Origin of the sequence: Kitasatospora sp. NPDC048407, from assembly GCF_043200475.1 — a bacterium.
Classification (GTDB): Bacteria; Actinomycetota; Actinomycetes; order Streptomycetales; family Streptomycetaceae; genus Kitasatospora.
The window spans coordinates 34,392-55,488 of sequence record NZ_JBICXW010000005.1 but is presented as its reverse complement, the minus strand read 5'-3'; the positions used below and the strand labels follow the sequence as shown (position 1 = coordinate 55,488).

Below are 21,097 nucleotides of genomic sequence, written 5' to 3'. Positions count from 1 at the left end.
GCCATGCCCGGCGTGGGGCCGGGAAAACGGTGGACGGCGGTGCCCGGCCTTCGTGTGTCGGGTCGGCGGGCCGTTCCGGAAATTCCCCCGCGGGCGGGAACGCGGCCCTACCTGGTGGGAATGCGGGCTCCCTAGGTTTCTCGGCGCGACAACCGGCCCTGGAGAACACCGAGTTCACGTAGGGGAGAGCATGGCTGACCTGGAAGTGGGCGTACTGGCGATCGGCGCCGGCCCGGCGAATCTGGCCCTCGCGGCCGCGATCGAGGAGAGCGGTTCGGCCGAACTGGCCGAAGGCACCCTGCTGTTGGAGCAGGCCCCGGACATCAAGTGGCAGCGCGACCTGCTGATGCCGTGGGCCCGCAGCCAGGTTTCCTTCCTCAAGGACCTGGTGACGCTGCGCGACCCGCGCAGCCGGTTCTCGTTCCTCAACTTCCTGCACCAGCACGACCGGTTGGACCAGTTCATCAACCTGGGCACCTTCCACCCGCACCGCTGGGAGTTCTCCGACTACCTCCAGTGGGTGGCCCGTTCGCTGGAGAAGGTGCGGATCCGCTACGACGCCAGGGCCACCGCCACCGAGCCGCGCTACGACGCGGACGGAAAGCTGATCGGCTGGCAGGTCACCCTCGCCGACGGCGACACCATCCGCTGCCGCGACCTGGTGGTCGGCGCCGGCCGCGACATGCACATCCCGCCGGTCTTCGCCGACCTGCCCGCCGAACGGGTCATCCACAGCGCCCGGTTCCGCAGCCGCATCAACGCCGTCGACAAGGACGCGCCGCTGCGCGCCGTGGTGATCGGCGGGGCGCAATCCGCCGCCGAGATGTTCATGGCGCTGTACGAGAACCTGCCGAACTCCACCGTCACCATGCTGGTCCGCTCGATCGGCCTGCAGAACTACCAGACCAGCAAGTTCGTCAACGAGCTGTTCTACCCGTCCTTCGTGGACGAGTTCTACGACGCCCCGGCCGAGATGCGCGCCCAGGTGCTCGACGAGATGCGGCTGACCAACTACGCGGGCCTCGCCCCGCCGTTCCTGGACGAGCTGTACATGATGCTGTACCGGGAGAAGATGATCGGCACCGGCCGCGCCGAGGTCCGGTCGATGACCGAGGTGGTCGCCGCCCGCGAGGAGGACGGCGAGGTGGTGCTCGACCTGCGCGACCGGCGCACCGGGAAGGTCGCCGAGCACCGCTGCGACCTGGTGCTGCTCGGCACCGGCTACGACGGCCGGATGCCCGCCCTGGTGCGGGAGTTGACCGAGAAGGCCGGGCTGCCCGAGGTGTCCGTCAGCCGCGACTACCGGGTCGACCTGGGCGCCGGCACCGAGGCCGCGCTGTACCTCCAGGGCGTCAACGAGGCCACCCACGGCATCGCCGACTCGCTGATCAGCGTGCTCGCCCACCGGGCCCGCGACATCACCGGCGACCTGCTGGCCCGCCACGGCCTCGACTCCGCCGCGGCGGCGCGCTGATGGCCGCGCTGCTGGTGATCGCCCCCGGCCCCACCGCCAACGGGGACCTGCACCTGGGCCACCTCGCAGGGCCCTTCCTCTCCGCCGACGTGTGCGCCCGCTACGCCCGCGCCACCGGCCGGGACGCCCTGTTCGGCACCGGCGTGCACTTCACCCAGAACTACATCGTCACCACCGCCCGCCGCCTCGGCGAACAGCCCGAGGAGCTGCGGCTGCGCGCCGCCGAGCAGGTCGAGGCCACCCTCGCCGCCGCCGGCATCGTCCCCGACGGCTTCGTCCGGTTCGACGAGCGGTACCTGAAGACCGTCCGCACCTTCTTCGAACGGCTGCACGGCGAAGGCCACTTGAGGCTCCGCAAGGTGAGGTTCCCGTACCTGCCGGAGACCGGCGAGTACCTCACCGACGCGTACGTGCGCGGCGGCTGCCCGGTCTGCCTGGCCGAGGGCTGCGCCGGGCTGTGCGAGAACTGCGGCCACTGGATCGCCTCCGGCGAACTGCTCGACCCGCGCTCCACCCGGCACCCCGAACTCCCGGTCGAACTACGGGAGAAGGACGTCCTGGTGCTGCCGCTGGAGGAGCACCGGGCCGCCCTGGCCTCCTACTTCGCCCGGCTCGCCCCCACCATGCGGCCCCGACTCGCCCAACTCGTCGAGGAGTTGATGGCCCGCCGGCTGCCCGACTACCCGATCACCCTGCCGATCGACTGGGGCATCCCCGCCCCGTTCCCGGAGACCCCCGACCAGGTCCTGTACTCCGATACCGAGACGGTCGCCTGGAGCCTGCACGCCATCGCGCTGGCCGCCGAGGCCCGCGGCGAAGTCCCCGGCGACGAGGAACGGCACTGGGCCGCCGAGGCCGGACCCGAAGTGGTGTACTTCTTCGGCTCCGACGCCAGCTTCGCGTTCGCGCTGGCCGGCACCGCCATGCTGCTGGCCCTCGGCGGACTCGCCCTGCCCGCGCACTTCGTCACCAACGAGTTCTACGAACTCGACAGCGACAAGTTCTCCACCAGCCGCGGCCACGTGGTCACCGGACGGCAGCTGACCGCCGAAGTGCCGCGCGACCTGGCCCGCTACTACCTGGCCGCCACCGGACCCGACTTCCAGCGCACCAACTTCACCCGAGCCGCCATGGACCGGGTCTGCGGACAGCGCCTGGTCGAACCGTGGAACCGGGTCGCCGCCAAGGCCGAGGCGTACCTCGACCGCGGCCCGCTGCCCGTCAGCGCCCGCTCCAGGCACGCCGCCGCGCTGATCGCCGAACGCTTCGCCGCCGCGCTGCGCCCGCGCCGCTTCAGCCTCAGCGCCGCCGCCTTCACCCTCACCGAACAGCTCGGACGGCTCGACCGCTGGGAGGTCACCGACCAGGACGCCGGCGACTTCTGGCACGAACTCGACCTGTTCCTGCGCTGCGCCGCCCCGCTGCTGGTCGACCTCGCCGCCGAAGGGCTGCCGGACAGCGCCGTCCCCGCCGAGCCGACCGCCACCACCGTCCTGCCCCGCCCGCTGCCCAGGCTGGCGACCCGCGTCCGGCCCCGGCCGCACGGCGGCGGACGGTGAGCACCGACAGCGCCGCCGCGCACGTGGTGGTGGTCGGCGCGGGCGTCACCGGCCTGCTCGCCGCCGTCGCGTGCGCCCGGGCCGGGCACCGGGTCACCGTGCTGGAGCGCGGCCCGCTGCCCAACCCGGACGCCACCTCGCACGACCAGCACCGCGCCATCCGCACCCTGCTGCCCGGCGACCCCGACGGCACCGCCCGCCGGCTCGCCGCGCACCGCCACTGGGAAGACCTGGAGGCGCTGTTCGGCACCCCGCTGTACCGCCGGGTCGGCACGCTCACCGCCCACCCCGAAGGCCGCCTCGACGAGCTGCTCGCCGAGGCCGACAAGGCCGGCGTCCCCGTCGACCTGCCGGCCGAGCACGAACTCCCGCCGCTCGGACTGCCGCCCGGCACCGTGGCACTGCGCGAGCGCACCGGCGGCGTGCTGCTCGCCGACCGGGTGCTGCACGCCGCCGCCCGCTGGCTGGCCGCCCGGCCGGGGGTGGTGCTGCGCCCGCACACCACCGTCCGCTCGGTGTTCACCGGCTCCGGACGGATCGTGCTGGACAGCGGCGAAGTGGTCCGCGGCGACCTGGCGCTGCTGGCCGGCGGGCCGTGGACCCGGAAGTTGACGGCCACCCGGGTCGTGCTGCACCGGCAGACCATGGTCTACCTCGGCCGGCCCGCCGGCGGCGACCGCTGGGACGACGCGCCCGCCGCGGGCGGCCTCGGCCGCGAGGGCCGCGGCTGGGTGCTGCCGCCCGGCGCGGGAACCCTGCTCAAACTCAGCTCCGACTCGGTGTGCCGCCCCGTCGCGGACACCGACAGCGCCGGCGAGGACCAGCGGCCCTACCTGGACCGGCTCGCCGAGGAGGGCATCCTGCCCGACCTGGACCGCTACCGGGTGGCCGGCGTCCGGGTCTGCCACTACACCGCGGACGCCGCCACCGGCGGCCCGCAGCTCACCCGGGTCTCCCCGGGCCTGTGGACCCGCACCGCCTGCGGCGGCAGCGGGTTCTCCACCGCTCCGCTGGTCGCGGAACGCATCGCCACGGCAGTGAAGGAGGCGGCATGACCGACGACAAGCCACCGATCGGCGTCCTCGACACGCTCAGGGCCACCCCGACCACCGTCCGGTACCTGCTCGGCGGCGTCCTGGTCAACCAGCTCGGCGCGTTCGTCCAGACCTTCCTGGTGCTCTACCTGACGCACAAGGGAATGTCCGACGGCACCGCGGGCTTCGCGCTCGGCGCGTACAGCCTGGGCACGGTGTTCGGGACCGTCCTCGGCGGGGAGATCACCCAGCGGCTCGGGGCCCGCACCACCATCGTCGCGGCGATGGCCGTCTCCGCGCCGCTGGTCGCCGTTCTGCCGCTGCTGGCCCGGCCCGGACTGGTCCCGGCGCTGCTGGTGGCGATCGCGCTGGCCGGTCTGTCCGCCCAGGCGTACCGGCCCGCCGCCTCGGTGCTGCTCAGCGACCTGATGCCGGAGCGCTACCACGTGATGGCGTTCTCCATGATGCGCATCGCGCTGAACACCGGAGCGGCGCTCGCCCCGCTGATCGCCGCCGGGGTGATCCTGCTCGACTGGGACCTGCTGTTCTGGGTGGACGGCTTCACCACCCTGCTCTACGCGGCGCTCGCCTACCGGCTGCTGCCCCGGCACGCGGTGCCGGAGGCCGCCCGGCAGGAGACCGCCGAGCGGCGCTCCACCGGCCGGGCGGCGTACGCGGCGATGCTGCGGGACCGGGCGTACCTGGCGTACCTGGCCGCGGTGGTGCTGGGGACGGTCGCCTACGTGCAGTCCTCCATCTCGCTGCCGCTGGAGATCGTCCACGACGGCTACCCGACCTGGCTCTACAGCGCGGTGCTCACCGCCTCCTCGCTGGTGCTGATCACCTGCGAGTTGAAGATCACCGCCTACATCACCCGGATCCCGACCCACCTGGCGGTCGGCGTCGGCCACCTGGTCAACTCGATCGGACTCGCCGCGTACGGCCTGGCCGTGCACTCCGGGGCGTTCGTGCTGTTCGGCGCGGTGCTCGCGGTCAGCGGCCTGATGATCGCCGGGCCCAGCATGTTCGCCCACCCGGCGACCTTCCCGGACGCCTCGAAGGCCCGCTACCTGGCCACCATGCAGGCCGCGGCCGGGCTCGCCTCGGCGGTCGGACCGCTGTTCGGCGTGTGGGCCTGGACGCACCTGCACGCCGGGTTCTGGGTGCTGATGGCCCTGGTCAACGGCCTGGCCGGAGTGCTCGCGGTGACCGGCATCAAGCACCGGGCCCAGCACCGGGCCGCCGAGCGGACCACCGACCCGGACCCCGTGGGAGAGACCGTATGAACAGCGGAGAGACCGTATGAACAGCAAGGCAGCCGGCCCGCGCCCGGTGCTGATCGTCGGCTACGTCGCCTTCGCGGTGCCCGCCATCACCGCCTTCCAGGCCGCCGACTCGGTGGTCTACGTCGAGGAACCGGACGTCGCCCGCAAGCGCAACCTCGCCGAGGCCGTCCAACACATCGGCTACGCCCGCGAATTGATCGAATGGGAGTACCACCTGCCGGGCCGGGCGGACGCCTTCTTCGCCGCCCACCCCGATCTCGACCCGGTTGCGGTGATCCCCGCCGTGGAGTACGCGGTGCCGTTCGCGGCCCGCCTGGCCGAGCGCTACGGACTGCCGGGCGCGAGCCTCGGAGCCGCGCAACTGCTTCGCGACAAGCACCAGTTGCGCACCGTCGCGGCCGCCGCCGGGATCGCCAACCCGGCCTCCGAGCCGGTCGCCGACGCCGCCGAACTGGCCGACTTCATGGCCCGGCACCCCGGACCGGCGGTGCTCAAGCCCGCGGGCCGGCAGGCCTCGGTCGGCACCCGGGTGCTCCGCACGCCCGACGAGGCCGAGGAGGCCTGGGCGTTCGGGCAGGCGCAGGACGAGGGCGCCTTCGTCCCGGACCGGCCGATCGCGTCCGTGATGCTCGCCGAAGAGTACGTCGACGGACCGGAGTTCAGCGTCGAGATGCTGGTGTCCGACGGCCGCCCGGTGTTCGCCAACACCACCGGCAAGGTGCTCTACCCCGGCCCCTGCCCGATCGAGGCCGGGCACACCGTCCCCGCCGAACTCGACGACCGGCAGCGGAAGTCACTGGTCGCCGAGACCGAACGGCTGGCCGCCGCGATCGGCTTCGGCGACGGGGTGCTGCACTGCGAGTGGATCGTGGCGGACGGCGTGCCGGTGCTGGTGGAGTGCGCCGGGCGGCTGCCCGGCGACTCGATCCCCGACCTGATCGAGGCCGCCTACCCCGTCGAGCTCACCCGCGCCTACTTCGCCCTGATGAGCGGCGCGCCCCTCGGCCCGCTGCCCGACCGGGCCGAACGGGCCACCGCCGCCCGCTTCCTGGCCCCCGACCGGCCCGGCACCGTCACCGCCGTGCACGGCCTGGACGCGGCCGCCGCCGCGATAGGCGTGCAACTCGCGGTGGTCGGCATCGCCCCCGGCCACCGAGCCGCCGGACTGCGCAGCTCCTGGGACCGGGTCGGCATCGTCACCACCCTCGCCGACACCCCCGCCGAGGCCCGCCGGCTCGCCGACGCGGCCGCCGCCCTGGTCCGGTTCGAGATCGACCCCAACGCAAGGACGGAGGACCACACATGACGGACAGTCACGACGGAGAGCCGGTGCCCGCCACCGGCACGCTGCTGGTGATCGGCAGCGGACTGAAGGAGTACCGCGAGTACCTGGTCGGCCCGATGAGCCGCCGCGCCCGCGCCGCCGGGCTGGAACTGCTGCTGGTCAACAACCTGCGGCCGACCTGGCAGCGCGACCACTTCGACGAGATCGTGGTCGCCGACGTCTTCGACACCGCCACCATGAACGCCACCGTCCGGGAGATCGCCGCCCGCAAGCACATCGTCGGCCTGCTCTGCTGGGACGAGCCGCTGGTGCTGGACGCCGGCCTGCTGGCCGCCGAACTCGGCGTCCCCGGCCTGTCCGAGCGCGGCGTGCGCGGCGTGCGCGACAAGGAGCGCACCCGCGTCGTGCTCACCGCCGCCGGCCTGCGCCAGCCCGGCTTCGCGCTCACCGCCGACCTCGCCGAGGCCCGCGCCGCCGCCGGACGGATCGGCTACCCGGTCGTCCTCAAGCCGCGCGCCATGGGCGCCAGCATCGGCGTGGTGTTCGCCGCCGACGAAGGCGAGCTGGACGGGGCGTTCGCGACCGCGCTGTCCGCCAGCGAGGTCGACCCCGGGCCGTACCGGGCCGGCGTGATCGTCGAGGAGTACGCGGGCGGCCCGGAGATCAGCGTCGACGGCGCCGTGCACAAGGGCGAGTACCTGCCGCTGTTCCTGGCCCGCAAGTACAGCAGCGACGAGCCGTACTTCGAGGAGGTCGGCCACATCGTCGACGCCGCCGACCCGCTGCTCGCCGACCCGCAGCTGCTGGCCGTGCTCGCCGACGCGCACCGGGCGCTCGGCGTCGAGGACGGCATCACCCACACCGAGCTGCGACTCACCCCGCGCGGCCCGCTGATCGTCGAGGTGAACGGCCGGCTCGGCGGCGACCTGATCCCGCTGCTCGGCCGGATCGCCACCGGACTGGAGCCCGGCGAGGTGCTGTTCGACGTCGCCGTCGGCCGCCGACCGGAGATCGCCCCGACCCGGTCCGCGGTCGCCGGGATCCGCTTCGGCTGCCCCGAACAGGACTGCCGGCTCGACGAGTTGACCCTCCCGCAACCCGGCGACGCGCCCGGCCTGCTGCACGCCGCCCCGATGGCCCCGCCCGGCACCGTGCTGCGGCTGCCCCCCGGCGGCTACCTGGCCCGGCACTCCTTCGTCATCTGCGAGGCCGACAGCGTCACCGGGTGCGAACAGCGCCTGGACGCCGCCGCCGCGCTGGTCGGCACGGTCACCTCCGACGTCGAACCCGCCGACCCGCAGGCCCCGTTCGCGATGCCCGCCGGACTGCTGGACGTGGACCGGTGAGCGCCGCGCGCTGGGACGCCCCGCCCCAGGACGCCGCCGAGGTGCTGCGCCGGGCCAAGGAGATCGCCCCCGTACTGCGGGAGAAGTCCCCGCAGATCGAGGCCAACCGCACGCTGCCCGTCGAGGTGGTCGAACTGCTGCGCGGCACCGGCGTGTTCCGGATGTGCTTCGCCCGCGAGTGGGGCGGCCCCGAACTCACCTCGGCCGAACAGCTGGCGGTCGTCGAGGCCCTGGCGTACGGCGACGCCTCCGCCGCCTGGTGCGGCGTGATCGGCGCCAACAGCGGGCTGCTCGCCAACTTCCTCCACCAGTCGGTGGTCAAGGACGTGTACCCGGGCCTGGACCTGATCACCGCCGGGGTGCTCGCCCCCGCCGGCCGGGCCGAGCGGGTGCCGGGCGGCTTCCGGCTCAGCGGCCGCTGGTCGTTCGGCTCCGGCATCAGGCACAGCGACTGGGTGACCTCCGGGGCCTTCCTGTTCCAGGACGGCGAGCCCTGGGCCGAGCCCGGCAGCCCGCACGCCCACGACTCCCGGCAGTTCCTGGTGCCCCGCTCCGAGGTCGAGGTGGTCGACAACTGGGACACCACCGGCCTGTGCGGGACGGGCAGTTGCGACTACACGATGACCGACGTGTTCGTCCCCGACGAGCACACCTTCACCTTCTGGGAGGTCCGCGGCACCCCCAGTCCGCTCGCCCAGCCGGACTCCTTCATGCGCGCCCTGTGCGGCGTCCCGCTCGGCGTGGCCCGGGCCGCCCTCGACCACGCCCGCGAGGTCGCCACCGACCGCTACGACCGGATGGCCGGCCGCAGTTGGGCCGACAGCTGGCGGGTGCAGACCGAACTCGCCCGCTGCGAAGCGGAGTTCAACGCCGCCCGGGAGGGCGTGTACGGGGCGGTGCGCCGCCAGTGGGAGGTACTCGCGGCCGGCGGCACCCTGGACGACCTCACCCCGACCGAGCGCGCCGCCTCCCCGCTCGCCTGGCTGCACGCCTTCCGGGCCTCCCGGGCCGTCGTCACCCGGCTCTACGACCTGCTCCAGACCTGGTCGATCAACCGCTCCTCGCCGATGGACCGCTGGCTGCGCGACACCGCCGTGATGTGCCAGAACCTCACCGCCCAGGACGCCGTACTGGAGTCGGTCGGCGCCTACCTGCTCGGCCGGCCCCCGATGTTCCGGATCAGCCTCGGGCTGGACCGCTGACCCCCTGCTGGAAGGAGAAGTGACGCGATGACATCGGAGATCCTGCGCCGCGCCCGGGAGCTGGCACCGACGCTGCGGGAGAAGTCCCCGGAGATCGAGGCCAACCGCACGCTGCCCGCCGAGGTGGTCGAACTGCTGCGCACCACCGGCGTGTTCGGCATGTGCTTCGGCCCCGAGTGGGGCGGCCCCGGACTCACCTCGATGGAACAGACCGAGGTGGTGGAGGCCCTGGCGTACGGCGACGCCTCCGCCGCCTGGTGCGCCGTGATCGGCGCCAACACCGGCATCTACGCCAACTTCCTGGACCAGCGGGTCGCCAAGGAGGTCTTCCCGCGCCTGGACCTGGTGGTGGCCGGCCTGCTCCAGCCCGCCGGCCGGGCCGAGCGCGTCCCCGGCGGCTTCCGGCTCAGCGGCCGCTGGTCGTTCGGCTCCGGCATCAAGCACGCCGACTGGGTGACCTCCGGTGCGTTCCTGTTCCAGGACGGCGAGCCCTGGTCGGCGCCCGGCAGCAAGCACCGGCACGACTCCCGGCAGTTCCTGGTGCGCCGCGAACAGGTCGAGGTGATCGACAACTGGGACACCACCGGCCTGTGCGGCAGCGGCAGTTGCGACTACACGATGACCGACGTGTTCGTCCCCGAGGAGCACACCTACACCTTCGCCGCCCCGCAGGGCCGCCCCGGCCCGCTCGCCCAGCCGGACTCCTTCACCCGCGCCATGTGCGGCGTCCCGCTCGGCGTGGCCCGCGCCGCGCTCGACCACGCCCGGGAGATCGCCACGTCCCGCTACGACCGGATGGCCGGCCGCAGTTGGGCCGACAGCTGGCGGGTGCAGACCGAAATCGCCCGCCTGGAAGCCGAGTTCAACGCCACCCGGGAGGGCGTGTACGGATCGATGCGTCGCCAGTGGGAGGTGCTCGCGGCCGGCGGGACGCTGGACGACCTCACGCCCGTCGAGCGCGCGGCCTCCCCGCTGTCCTGGCTGCACGCCTTCCGCAACTCCCGGACCATCGTGGCCCGCACCTACGACCTGCTGCAGACCTGGGCGATCAACCGCAGCTCGCCGATGGACCGCTGGCTGCGCGACACCACCGTGATGGCCCAGCACCTGGTCGCCCAGGACCGCATCCTGCAGTCCGCCGGAGCGTACCTGCTGGGCGGCACACCCGAGTTCGGCATCAGCCTCGGCCTGGTCTGACCGGCCGCCACCCACCTCCCAGGGAAGGGGAACCCGATGAGCAGACCCGTCCTGCTGGTCAACCCGAACAAGGTGCACCCACCGATCGCACCGTACGCCCTCGACGTCCTCACCACCGCGCTGGAGGACGCCGGCTTCGAGGTCGAGGTGCTCGACCTGACCTTCCGCCGCGACGACTGGAAGGCCTGCCTGCACGAGTACTTCGCGGAACGCAGCCCGCTGCTGGTCGGCGTGACCGTCCGCAACACCGACACCGTGTACGCCTTCGAGCAGCGCCCGTTCGTCGGCGAGCACCGGGAGATCATCACCGAGATCCGCCGGCTCAGCGACGCGCCGATCGTCGGCGGCGGCATCGGCTTCTCCACCATGCCGTTCGCGCTGGTCGAGTACTTCGGCATCGACTACGGGGTGAAGGGCCCCGGCGAGAAGATCCTCTGCGAACTCGCCGCAGCCGTCGCCGAGGGCCGCGACACCTCCGGCATCGCCGGCCTGATCCGCAACACCGAACGCGGCGCCGTCCGGGTCCCGCCCGCGGTGCTGACCGTCCGCCACGGCGAGCCCCAACGGGTCGACCCCACCGGCCGGTTCGAGCCCCGGGTGTGGCAGGTCGACCGGCTCTCGGTGTACCGGCGGCGCTCCGGCCTGCCGCACCGGGTGGACAACCTGGAGTACTACCGGCGCGGCGGACTCGGCTCGATCCTGACCAAGAACGGCTGCGCGTACCGCTGTTCGCACTGCGTCGAACCCGACGCCAAGGGCACCCGCTACGGACAGCGCGAACTGGCCTCCGTGGTGGACGAGATGGAGTCGCTGGCCGCGCAGGGCATCCTCGACCAGCACACCACCGACAGCGAGTTCAACCTGTCGATCGCACACGCCAAGAACCTGCTGCGGGAGATCGTCCGCCGCCGGCACGCCGACCCCGGCAACCCGCTGAACGACCTGCGGCTCTGGGTCTACTGCCAACCCAGCCCGTTCGACGAGGAGTTCGCCGACCTGCTGGCCGCGGCCGGCTGCCGGGGGGTCAACGTCGGCAGCGACCACATCCGGCCGGAGGTGCTCAGCGGCTGGAAGGTCACCGAGAAGGGCAGCACCTACTACACCTTCGCCGACACCGAGCGGCTGGTCCGGCTCTGCCACGAACGCGGCATCCTCACCATGGTCGAGGCGCTGTTCGGCATGCCCGGCGAGACCCCCGGGACGGTGCGCGCCTGCGTGGACGCCTTCATGGCGCTGGACGCCACCGTCACCGGCTTCTCGCTCGGCCTGCGGCTGTTCCCCCACACCCCGATGGGCATCGACCTGGCCGAACGGTGCGCGGGCGTGCGCACCGTCCCGGGCCTGCAGTCCAACACCGCCGACGGCCCGATCGTGCTCAAGCCGCTGCGGATGTGCGCCTCCCCGGCCGAGTACGAACGGCAGTTCATGTTCGACGAGCACGGCAACTTCCGCCTGGTCTGCTACTTCTCGCCCGACCTGCTGTCCGACCCGGCCCGCGCCGCCGACCCGGCGGAGCGCTGGCACAGCGCGGTCACCGACCTGTGGGCGCTGATCGACCCCGCCGACCACTACCGGGTGATGCTGCCGACCGTCGAGGGCATGAGCGAGCACGACAACAACTACGCCGACAACCCCTTCCTCACCAGCCTCGGCGGCCTCGGCCACACCGGCGCCTTCTGGTCGCACTGGCGCGGCCGCGAGGAGATCATGCGCAAAGCCCGGGAAGCGGCCTCTCAACCCTCACATCTGCCAACTCCTGCATGACATTGCGCACTTGAGACGGAGAAGTGATCGGCTCATGCTGGTGTGGCGGAGTCATCACTGCCGGTGATCACGGTCGGCAGCGCCGCACCACCGCCGCACCCCCACACGCCGCGAGGGAACGATGAACCAGCACGGGAGTACGGTGCCACCGACCGTGCTGCTCGCCGACGTGCAACCCGCCGTCCGGCAGGGCGTCCGCTCCATGGTCGAGGCCTCCGGGGGCGCGGCGGTGGTCGGCGAGGCCGGCACCACCGGCGAAGTGCTCGCCGCCACCTCCCGGCACCGGCCCGACGTCCTGGTCCTCGACCCGCAGATGGACGAGAGCGCCGGCGTGCGGGTGATCAGCCAGGTCCTGCGACTCACCCCCGAGACCGGTGTCCTGGTCTTCAGCACCCTCGACGACGACAAGGCCGTAGCCGCCGCCTTCCACGCCGGCGCCCGCGGCTACCTGGTCAAACGCGCCACCGCCGACCAGATCGTCCGCGGCATCCTCGCCGTCGGCGCCGGCGAGGCCATCCTCGACCGCACCATCGCCGCCCGCCTCGGCACCCTGATCGGCACCGGCCAGCGCGCCCGCAGCTACCCGTTCCCGCAGCTCAGCCACCGCGAACGCGAAGTACTCGAACACCTCGCCGCGGGCCGCTCCAACACCGCCATCGCCCGGGAACTCGCCCTCGCCTCCAAAACCGTCAGCAACCGGATCTCCGGCATCCTCGGCAAACTCGGCGTCGCCGACCGCGCGCAGGCACTGGTGCTCGCCCGCGACGCCGGCCTCGGCCACGCGGTCGCCGCCGTCCGCTGACACCCCACTCCACCGTCCGCCCCTTCCGAACGGAGTCCGCCATGCCCGAAACCGGCCCACCGCCCGGCCTGGTGATCCGCCGCCAGGAACACCGGCAGCTCGAACGCGCCCACGGCCTCGACCTTCGACTCCTCCACCCCTGGGACGGCCTCACCACCCCCTTCCACGGCTCCTGGTGCGTCCTGCGCCCCGGCGACCTCACCGACACCCACCAGCACGCCGAACGCGAACTGTTCATCTGCATGAGCGGCCGCGGCGAAGTCCGCACCCCCGACGGCGCGAGCCACCCCATCGCCGCCGGCGACCTCGTCCTGCTGCCCGCCGACACCGACCACGCCGTCGCCAACCCGCACGACACCGACTTCGCCTACTACGCGATCTGGTGGCAGGCATGAACACCCGCCACCTCGACTACGAAGGACGCCGCTTCCACGCCCCCGACGGCGACCACCGCACCGTCGCCGTCTACCACCAGCAGGGCGACCTGGTCTGGGGCGAGATCTCCGGCGGCGCGATCCGACGCGGCTGGACCGCCGGCACCCGCCGGCCCGACGGCACCCTCGCCATGGGTTACACCTTCGTCCTCACCGACGGCGAAGTCGTCTGCGGCCACACCCGCAACACCCCCTCGCTCACCCCCGACGGCCGTATCCGCCTGCACGAAACCTGGGAACGCTACGGCCCCCACCCCACCACCGGCACCTCCACCATCGAAGAGGTCGCCCCGTGACCCCCGACTGGGCGCTGCTGGACAAGCACACCGCCGGACCGCTGCTGCACCCCGGGGACGGCGCGTTCCGGGAGTCGTCGGCGGCGTTCAACGAACGGTGGGCGGACCGGGCGCCCACCGCCGTCCTGCGGGCGGCCGGTCCTGCGGACGTGCTGCGGGCCGTCGAATGGGCGGGGGAGAGCGGGGTGCCGATCGTCCCGCGCGGGGGCGGGCACTCGTACGCCGGACACTCCGTCAACTCCGGCCTGGTGGTGGACCTACGGGCGCTGGACGCGATCGACGTCGATCCCGCGACCGGGCGGGTCGTCGTTGGCGGGGGCGTCCTCACCGGCGCGCTGTACGCCGCGCTGCGGCCGCACGGGCTGGCTCTGCCGCTCGGCAACGGCGCGGGAGTCGGCATCGCCGGACTCGCCCTCGGCGGCGGATCCGCCGCCACCTCGCGCCGGCTCGGGCTGACCGCCGACACACTGCGCGCCACCACCCTGGCCACCGCGTCCGCCGCCGTGCTGAGCTGCGACGCGCAGGAGAACGAGGACCTGTACTGGGCCTGCCGGGGCGGCGGCGGAGGCAACTTCGGGATCAACCTCGACCTGACCTTCCAGGCCGTCGAGGCCCCGGCCGCGTCCACCTGCCTGCTGCTCTGGGAGGTCCCGCACGCGCCCGCCGTGTTCGAGGCCGTCCAGCGGGTGATGCGCACCGCCCCGGAGGAGACCTCGCTGCGGCTCGGCGTCGCGACGTCCGGCGGCCGCACCCTGGTCTCCACCGTCGGCCTGCACCTCGGCCCGGCCGCCGAACTGCGCGACCTGCTCGCCCCGGCGCTCGCCGCCGGCCGGCCGCTGCGCGCCGACATCGCCGACCGGGACTTCTGGGACGCCATGGAGTACCTGCAGCACGAGACCGCCGGCGGGGCGTTCGCCGTCCGGACCCACTTCGCCACCGACCCGCTGCCGCCAGAGGCGGTCGCGGCGGCGCTCGACCTGCTCGCCGCCGCACCGCCGAGCGGCAACCCGGACGGCTGCGGCCTCGCCCTGTTCGGCTGGGGCGGCGCGATCAACCGGGTCGACCCGCAGGCCACCGCGTTCGTCCACCGCGACGCCCAGTACCTGGTCAGCCTGGACACCTCCTGGCTGCCCGGCGAGGACCCGGCCGGCCGGCTCGACTGGCTGGCCGGATTCGATCACCTGATCGCCGCGCACACGACGGACGGTGCCTACCTGAACTTCACCGATCCGGACCTGCGAGGCTGGCGGACCGCCTACTACGGTGCGAACTACCCTCGGCTGGTCGCCATCAAGCACCGTCACGACCCGAGCGGGCTGTTCGCCTTCCCGCAGTCCATCGGCAGCTGACCCTCCCCCACCAGATCGCGCGCCACTGACCCACCGTCAGCCGTCGCGTTCCGCCCGGAAGGAGACACCACCGTGTCGCCGCGAACCGCCCGCCCGCGCCACTACCTGATGTGCCGGCCCGCCCACTTCACCGTCGACTACTCCATCAACCCGTGGATGGACCCGGCCAAGCCCACCGACACCGGCGCCGCCCTCGCCCAGTGGGACGAGCTGTACGCGCTCTTCCAACGCCTCGGCCACACCGTCGAGTTGATCGAACCCCTGGCCGGCCTGCCGGACATGGTGTTCGCCGCCAACGGCGCCACCACGGTCGACGGCAAGGTGCTCGGCGCCCGCTTCCGGTACCCGGAGCGCACCGCCGAGGGCCCGGCGTACGCCGACTGGTTCCGCGAGCGCGGCGGCTGGCAGGTCCGGGACGCCGAGCACGTCAACGAGGGCGAGGGCGACCTGCTGGTGGCCGGCGGGCGCATCCTGGCCGGCACCGGCTTCCGCACCGAACCCGCCGCACACGCCGAGGCCGCGGCCTTCCTCGGCCGCGAGGTGGTCACCCTGCGGCTGGTCGACCCGCGCTACTACCACCTGGACACCGCGCTCGCCGTCCTCGACGACGACGAGATCATGTACTACCCGCCGGCCTTCGACGCCGCCTCCCGGGCCGTCCTGGAACGCCTCTACCCGGACGCGATCCTGGCCGGCGCCGAGGACGCCCGGGTGTTCGGCCTCAACGCCGTCTCGGACGGCGCGAACGTCATCCTCCCCGAGGCCGCCACCGGCCTCGCCGGGCAGCTGCGCGCCCGTGGCTTCACCCCGATCGGCATCGACCTCACCGAACTGCTCCGGGCCGGCGGCGCCGTCAAGTGCTGCACCCTCGAACTCCGCCACTGACCCCGGACGCCCGAAGGCCCGGTTCCGCGAACGGAACCGGGCCTTCGGTCAACTCAGTGTCACACCAGGTCGTAGCGGTCCAGCTCCATCACCTTCGTCCACGCGGCGGCGAAGTCCTCGACGAACTTCCGCGCGGCGTCGTCCGAGGCGTACACCTCGGCCACCGCGCGCAGCTCCGAGTTGGAGCCGAACACCAGGTCGGCCCGGGTGCCGGTCCACTTGACCGCACCGGAGGCGTCCCGGCCCTCGTACACCGTGTTGTCGGAGGCGACCGGCGCCCAGGTGGTGTCCATGTCGAGCAGGTTGACGAAGAAGTCGTTGCTCAGGGTGCCCGGACGGTCGGTGAACACGCCGTGCTGCGAGCCGCCGTGGTTGGCGCCCAGCACCCGCAGGCCGCCGACCAGCACGGTCATCTCCGGGGCGGACAGGTTCAGCAGGTTCGCCCGGTCCACCAGCAGGTACTCGCCGGGCAGCCGGGTGGCCTTGCCGAGGTAGTTGCGGAAGCCGTCGGCCTTGGGCTCCAGCGCCGAGAACGACTCCACGTCGGTGGTCTCCTGGGTGGCGTCCACCCGGCCCGGGCGGAAGGCGACCTGGACGTCCACGCCACCGGCCTGCGCGGCCCGCTCGACCGCGGCGGAGCCCGCCAGCACGATCAGGTCGGCCAGCGAGACCTGGTGGCCGCCCTGCGCGTTGAACGCCGACCGGATGCCCTCCAGCGCCCGCAGCACCTGAGCCAGCTGCTCCGGGTCGTTGACGTCCCAGCCGCGCTGCGGCTCCAGGCGCACCCGGGCGCCGTTCGCGCCACCGCGCTTGTCGCTGCCGCGGAACGAGGACGCCGAGGCCCAGGCGGTGGAGATCAGCTGGGCGGTGGTCAGCCCGGAGGCCAGCACCCGCTCCTTCAGCGCGGCGATGTCCGCCGCGTCGATCGGCTCGCCCTGCGCCTGCGGCAGCGGGTCCTGCCAGATCAGCTCCTCGCTGGGCACCTCGGGGCCGAGGTAGCGGACGACCGGGCCCATGTCGCGGTGCGTCAGCTTGAACCAGGCACGGGCGAAGGCGTCCGCGAACGCCGCCGGGTCGTCTCGGAAGCGGCGGGAGATCGGCTCGTAGATCGGGTCGAAGCGCAGCGACAGGTCGGTGGTGAGCATCTGCGGGGCGTGCTTCTTCGCCGGGTCGAACGCGTCCGGCACGGTGCCCTCGCCGGCGCCGTCCTTCGGCTTCCACTGGTGCGCGCCGGCCGGGGACTTGGTCAGCTCCCACTCGTAGCCGAACAGGATCTCGAAGAAGGAGTTGTCCCAGGTGGTCGGCGTGTTGGTCCAGGTGACCTCCAGGCCGGAGGTGATCGCGTCACCGGCCTTGCCGGTGCCGTAGGTGCTCTTCCAGCCCAGGCCCATCTCCTCCAGGCCCGCGCCCTCGGGGGCCTCGCCGACCTTGTCCGCCGGGCCGGCGCCGTGGGTCTTGCCGAAGGTGTGGCCGCCGGCGATCAGCGCGACGGTCTCCTCGTCGTCCATCGCCATCCGGCGGAAGGTCTCGCGGATGTCGCGGGCCGCCGCGATCGGGTCCGGGTTGCCGTTGGGGCCCTCGGGGTTGACGTAGATCAGGCCCATCTGGACGGCGCCCAGCGGGTCCTCCAGGTTACGGTCGCCGGTGTAGCGCTCGTCGCCCAGCCAGGTGGTCTCGGGGCCCCAGTAGACGTCCTCGTCGGCCTCCCAGACGTCCGGCCGGCCGCCGCCGAAGCCGAAGGTGTCGAAGCCCATCGACTCCAGTGCCACGTTGCCCGACAGGATCAGCAGGTCGGCCCAGGACAGGCTCTTGCCGTACTTCTTCTTCACCGGCCACAGCACCCGGCGGGCCTTGTCCAGGTTGGCGTTGTCCGGCCACGAGTTCAGCGGGGCGAAGCGCTGCTGGCCGGCGCCCGCGCCGCCGCGGCCGTCGGAGATCCGGTAGGTGCCGGCGCTGTGCCAGGCCATCCGGATGATCAGCGGGCCGTAGTGACCGAAGTCGGCCGGCCACCAGTCCTGCGAGGTGGTGAGGGCCTGCTCGATGTCCCGCTTCACGGCGGGCAGGTCGAGGCTGTTGAACGCCTCGGCGTAGTCGAAATCCGCGCCCAGCGGGTTCGCCACCGCCGGGTTCTTCGCGAGGATCTTCAGGTTCAGCCGGTTCGGCCACCACTGCTGGTTGCCGCCGCCCTGGGTGGGATGGGGCGCGCGGCCGTGCGCGACCGGGCAGCCGCCCGCACCCTCGGACTTGGGGTCGGTGACGATGGCGTCGTCGTTCTCGGGCATGGGAGTCCCTCCGGGTCGGGCAGATCGCACTCTTCTGACGGGCACCTTGGCTGTTCGCCGGAGTCGATCCTAAGATAGACACAGTCTAAGTCAAGAACTCCCTCAATCGGGTGGTGGTTCCCGCTCGAATCCGGTGCGCTGCCGCGCCCCCTGTACAGTTCGGGCGTCTGTTGAGCTGAATGGATGAACACATGAGTGACCTGCTGGAACGTCTGCGTGACCGCGGCTGGCGGCTGACCTCCCAGCGCCGGGTGGTGGCCGAAGTCCTCGACGGTGACCACGTCCATCTGACGGCGGACGAGGTCCACGCGCGCGCCGCCGAACGCCTCCCCGAGATCTCCCGCGCCACCGTGTACAACACCCTCGGCGAACTCGTCACCCTCGGTGAGATCCTCGAAGTCGCCACCGACGGCCGGGCCAAGCGCTACGACCCCAACGCGCACCGGCCGCACCAGCACCTGGTCTGCTTCGTCTGCGGCACCATCCGCGACGTCCACCCCACCGGCGACCCGCTGGCCTCCCTTCCCGCCGCCGAACGCTTCGGCTTCACCATCACCGCCGCCGAGGTCACCTACCGCGGACTCTGCGCCGACTGCGCCCGCGCCGCCGCCTGACGCCCACCCCCGGGCCCACCCGACCGGCGGCCCGACCCCGCCGCGCCGAGCACCGCGATCACCACACCCGCCGCCACCAGCAGCCACCACACCCCGCGCGCCGCCGAGGTGAACGCCGCACCGCCCGCCGCCACCCCACCGGCCAGCACCGTGCCCGCCACCGCCACGCCCACCGCCGAACCCGTCTGCCGGGCCGCCGAAGCCAACGCCGATGCCAGCGCCGCCATCGACACCGGCAGCCCCGCCACCGCCGTCGTGGTGACCGGCGGATTCACCGTCCCCTGGAACACCCCCACCAGCGCGAAAGGCGCCAACAGCGCCGGCACCGGCGTCCCCGGGCCCACCAGCAGCAACAGGCCGCCCGCCGAGGCCAGCGCCACCCCCGACACCACCAGCGGCAGCCGCGTCCCCCGCCGCCCCACCACCCGGCCCGTCCACGGCGACAGCAGCACGATCAGCACCCCCACCGGCGCCACGCACAACCCCGCCCGCAGCGCCGACATCCCGCGCACCCCCTGCAGGTAGAGCGTCACCGCGAACAGGAACGCCCCGAACGCGCACAGCGCCGCGAACGCCATCACCAACGCCGACACCACCGGGACGCTGCGCAGCAGACCCACCTCCAGCAACGGGTCCGCCCGCCGCCGCTCCCACCACCCCAGTACCGGCACCGCCACCGCCGCCACCGCCAGCGGCCCCCACACCACCGGCGCCGACCAACCCTCCCGGCCCGCCCCGATCAGCCCGAACACCAGCCCGCCCAGCAGCACCACCACCAGCGACTGGCCCACCGGATCGAACCGCCGCGCCCGCGCCGCCCGGGACTCCGGCACCCAGCGCGCCGCCCCCGCCAGGCCCGCCGCCACCACCGGCAGGTTCACCCAGAACACCGCCCGCCAGCCCAGCGCGTCCACCAGCGCCCCGCCCAGCACCGGCCCCAGCGCCAGCGACAGCCCCGACACCGACCCGAACACCCCGACCGCCCGGGCCCGCTCCTCCCGCCCCGGAAAGGTCGTCGCCACGATCGCCATCGCCACCGGGTTCAACATCGTCCCGCCTGCCGCCTGCACCGCTCGCGCCCCCACCAGCGCCCCCGCCCCCGGCGCCAGCGCACACAGCGCCGACCCCAGCCCGAACAGCGCCAGCCCCACCATGAACACCCGCCGCCGCCCCCACCGGTCCGCCGCCGCCCCCACCGGCAGCAGAAACGCCGCCAGCACCAGCGTGTACGCGTCCACCGTCCACTGCAGCGCCGCCACCGACGCCCCCAACTCCCTTCGGACGGACGGCAATGCGACGTTCACCACGGTGATGTCCAGCACCACCATCACCATGCTCACGCAGCACACCGCGAGCACCAACCGCTTCCGCCGGTCGCCGAGTTCGGACACCTGACACCCCTCCACCCTTGCCCGGAGCGGCAATTGACGCCCAGTCCGGTCCTCGGTGCCGACGCTACGATTTCGAGCGTGCTCGAAATCAAGCCCCAACCCGCGCTCCCCGCCCAGGGGTTGACCATCGCCGAGGCCGCCGCGCGGACCGGCGTCAGTGTCCACACCCTGCGCTACTACGAACGCGCCGGCCTGGTCGTCACCCCCATCGACCGCACCCCCGGCGGCCGCCGCCGCTACCACCGCCGCGACCTCGAATGGATCGACCTCTGCACCCGCCTGCGCGCCACCGGCATGCCGATCCGCACCATCCGCCGCTACGCCGAACTCGTCACCGCAGGCCCCGGCAACGAACCCGACCGCCTCGCCCTCCTCGAAGCCCACCGCACCGAGGTGGCTGCCCGGTTGACCGAACTCCAGTCCCACCTCACCCGCATCGACCACAAGGTCGACACCTACCGATCCCGCCTCACCACCGGCCACGCCACCGGCCTCTGGGCCCCCGGCGAACCGTCCGCGTGAAGACCGCATCCCGGCCAACTCCGCAGCCGGGCGGGGTGGCACCACCGTCACGGCCGACGTCCCTGGGCACTCCGGCGGCAAGGAGTGGTGGAAGCCGGACGCGTCCTACCTGAAGGCGTTCGTCCACCACTGACCCGCGCGATTCACCTACAGGGGCCGGGAAAAGCAGAAAGACCCCAGATCAACTGGGGCCTTTCCGTTGGTGTCCGAGGGGGGACTTGAACCCCCACGCCCGATAAAGGGCACTAGCACCTCAAGCTAGCGCGTCTGCCATTCCGCCACCCGGACTAGGTGTCTTGCCGCCTTCAGGCTTCCTTTCGGCTGCCCCCTGGCGACAAAGAGAACATTACCAGGCTTCCGGAGTGCTTCTCACCT

The 21,097-nt window shown here is 72.9% G+C and carries 18 protein-coding genes and 1 tRNA gene; 16 read left to right on the top strand and 3 right to left on the bottom strand.

Annotated features, from left to right (window positions below):
- The first annotated feature begins 190 nt into the window (after positions 1-190).
- The 14 genes from ACGFWJ_RS12160 (at position 191) to ddaH (ending at position 15,913) form a co-directional block, all read left to right on the top strand.
- Positions 191-1,474, top strand: a complete 1,284-nt coding sequence (locus ACGFWJ_RS12160; protein WP_392948098.1) for a lysine N(6)-hydroxylase/L-ornithine N(5)-oxygenase family protein — start codon at positions 191-193, stop codon at positions 1,472-1,474.
- A complete protein-coding gene (locus ACGFWJ_RS12155) occupies positions 1,474-3,033 on the top strand; it encodes a class I tRNA ligase family protein (RefSeq protein WP_392948095.1) in 1,560 nt (519 codons plus the stop codon). Before ACGFWJ_RS12160 ends, ACGFWJ_RS12155 begins: the two co-directional genes overlap by 1 nt.
- A complete protein-coding gene (locus tag ACGFWJ_RS12150; protein WP_387868678.1) occupies positions 3,030-4,088 on the top strand; it encodes an NAD(P)/FAD-dependent oxidoreductase in 1,059 nt (352 codons plus the stop codon). The genes ACGFWJ_RS12155 and ACGFWJ_RS12150 overlap by 4 nt, the downstream gene beginning before the upstream one ends.
- Positions 4,085-5,353, top strand: coding sequence for an MFS transporter (locus tag ACGFWJ_RS12145; RefSeq protein WP_392948092.1), 1,269 nt, complete (start codon positions 4,085-4,087; stop codon positions 5,351-5,353). The genes ACGFWJ_RS12150 and ACGFWJ_RS12145 overlap by 4 nt, the downstream gene beginning before the upstream one ends.
- Positions 5,354-5,369: 16 nt before the next feature.
- Positions 5,370-6,659, top strand: a complete 1,290-nt coding sequence (locus tag ACGFWJ_RS12140; protein WP_392948089.1) for an ATP-grasp domain-containing protein — start codon at positions 5,370-5,372, stop codon at positions 6,657-6,659.
- Positions 6,656-7,984 carry an ATP-grasp domain-containing protein gene (locus ACGFWJ_RS12135; RefSeq protein ID WP_392948086.1) on the top strand — a complete coding sequence of 443 codons (1,329 nt, stop codon included), beginning with the start codon at positions 6,656-6,658 and terminating at the stop codon, positions 7,982-7,984. Before ACGFWJ_RS12140 ends, ACGFWJ_RS12135 begins: the two co-directional genes overlap by 4 nt.
- A complete protein-coding gene (locus tag ACGFWJ_RS12130; protein ID WP_392948083.1) occupies positions 7,981-9,186 on the top strand; it encodes an acyl-CoA dehydrogenase family protein in 1,206 nt (401 codons plus the stop codon). Before ACGFWJ_RS12135 ends, ACGFWJ_RS12130 begins: the two co-directional genes overlap by 4 nt.
- A 27-nt stretch (positions 9,187-9,213) precedes the next feature.
- Entirely contained in the window at positions 9,214-10,383 is a 1,170-nt protein-coding gene (locus tag ACGFWJ_RS12125; protein ID WP_387645215.1) for an acyl-CoA dehydrogenase family protein, read from the top strand.
- Positions 10,384-10,419: 36 nt separating this feature from the next.
- Positions 10,420-12,147, top strand: coding sequence for a tryptophan 2-C-methyltransferase (gene tsrT / locus ACGFWJ_RS12120; RefSeq protein ID WP_392948080.1), 1,728 nt, complete (start codon positions 10,420-10,422; stop codon positions 12,145-12,147).
- Positions 12,148-12,268: 121 nt separating this feature from the next.
- Entirely contained in the window at positions 12,269-12,949 is a 681-nt protein-coding gene (locus ACGFWJ_RS12115; protein WP_392948078.1) for a response regulator, read from the top strand.
- A gap of 41 nt (positions 12,950-12,990) precedes the next feature.
- Positions 12,991-13,344 carry a cupin domain-containing protein gene (locus ACGFWJ_RS12110; protein ID WP_392948076.1) on the top strand — a complete coding sequence of 118 codons (354 nt, stop codon included), beginning with the start codon at positions 12,991-12,993 and terminating at the stop codon, positions 13,342-13,344.
- Positions 13,341-13,679 (top strand): hypothetical protein, encoded by a 339-nt coding sequence (locus ACGFWJ_RS12105; protein WP_392948074.1) that lies wholly within the window; start codon positions 13,341-13,343, stop codon positions 13,677-13,679. Before ACGFWJ_RS12110 ends, ACGFWJ_RS12105 begins: the two co-directional genes overlap by 4 nt.
- Positions 13,676-15,028 carry an FAD-binding oxidoreductase gene (locus ACGFWJ_RS12100; RefSeq protein ID WP_392948072.1) on the top strand — a complete coding sequence of 451 codons (1,353 nt, stop codon included), beginning with the start codon at positions 13,676-13,678 and terminating at the stop codon, positions 15,026-15,028. Before ACGFWJ_RS12105 ends, ACGFWJ_RS12100 begins: the two co-directional genes overlap by 4 nt.
- Positions 15,029-15,100: 72 nt before the next feature.
- On the top strand, positions 15,101-15,913 hold the full coding sequence (gene ddaH, locus ACGFWJ_RS12095; RefSeq protein ID WP_392948069.1) for a dimethylargininase: 813 nt from the start codon (positions 15,101-15,103) through the stop codon (positions 15,911-15,913).
- A gap of 59 nt (positions 15,914-15,972) precedes the next feature.
- Here ddaH and katG read toward each other — a convergent pair whose 3' ends face one another.
- On the bottom strand, positions 15,973-18,195 hold the full coding sequence (katG, locus tag ACGFWJ_RS12090; protein WP_392948067.1) for a catalase/peroxidase HPI: 2,223 nt from the start codon (positions 18,193-18,195) through the stop codon (positions 15,973-15,975).
- A gap of 191 nt (positions 18,196-18,386) precedes the next feature.
- Here katG and ACGFWJ_RS12085 point away from each other — a divergent pair, with 191 nt between their 5' ends.
- The gene (locus ACGFWJ_RS12085) at positions 18,387-18,809 is read left to right on the top strand and encodes a Fur family transcriptional regulator (protein ID WP_387645194.1); all 423 of its coding nucleotides are present in this window, start codon (positions 18,387-18,389) and stop codon (positions 18,807-18,809) included.
- Here ACGFWJ_RS12085 and ACGFWJ_RS12080 read toward each other — a convergent pair.
- Positions 18,767-20,200 (bottom strand): MFS transporter, encoded by a 1,434-nt coding sequence (locus ACGFWJ_RS12080; RefSeq protein ID WP_392948063.1) that lies wholly within the window; start codon positions 20,198-20,200, stop codon positions 18,767-18,769. The genes ACGFWJ_RS12085 and ACGFWJ_RS12080 overlap by 43 nt on opposite strands.
- A 78-nt stretch (positions 20,201-20,278) precedes the next feature.
- On the opposite strand from ACGFWJ_RS12080, the gene ACGFWJ_RS12075 reads away from it, so the two are divergent.
- The gene (locus tag ACGFWJ_RS12075; protein WP_392948060.1) at positions 20,279-20,722 is read left to right on the top strand and encodes a MerR family transcriptional regulator; all 444 of its coding nucleotides are present in this window, start codon (positions 20,279-20,281) and stop codon (positions 20,720-20,722) included.
- A 200-nt stretch (positions 20,723-20,922) separates the two neighbouring features.
- On the opposite strand, the gene ACGFWJ_RS12070 is transcribed toward ACGFWJ_RS12075, so the two are convergent.
- A tRNA-Leu gene (locus ACGFWJ_RS12070) sits at positions 20,923-21,010 on the bottom strand.
- Between the last annotated feature and the right edge of the window lie 87 nt (positions 21,011-21,097).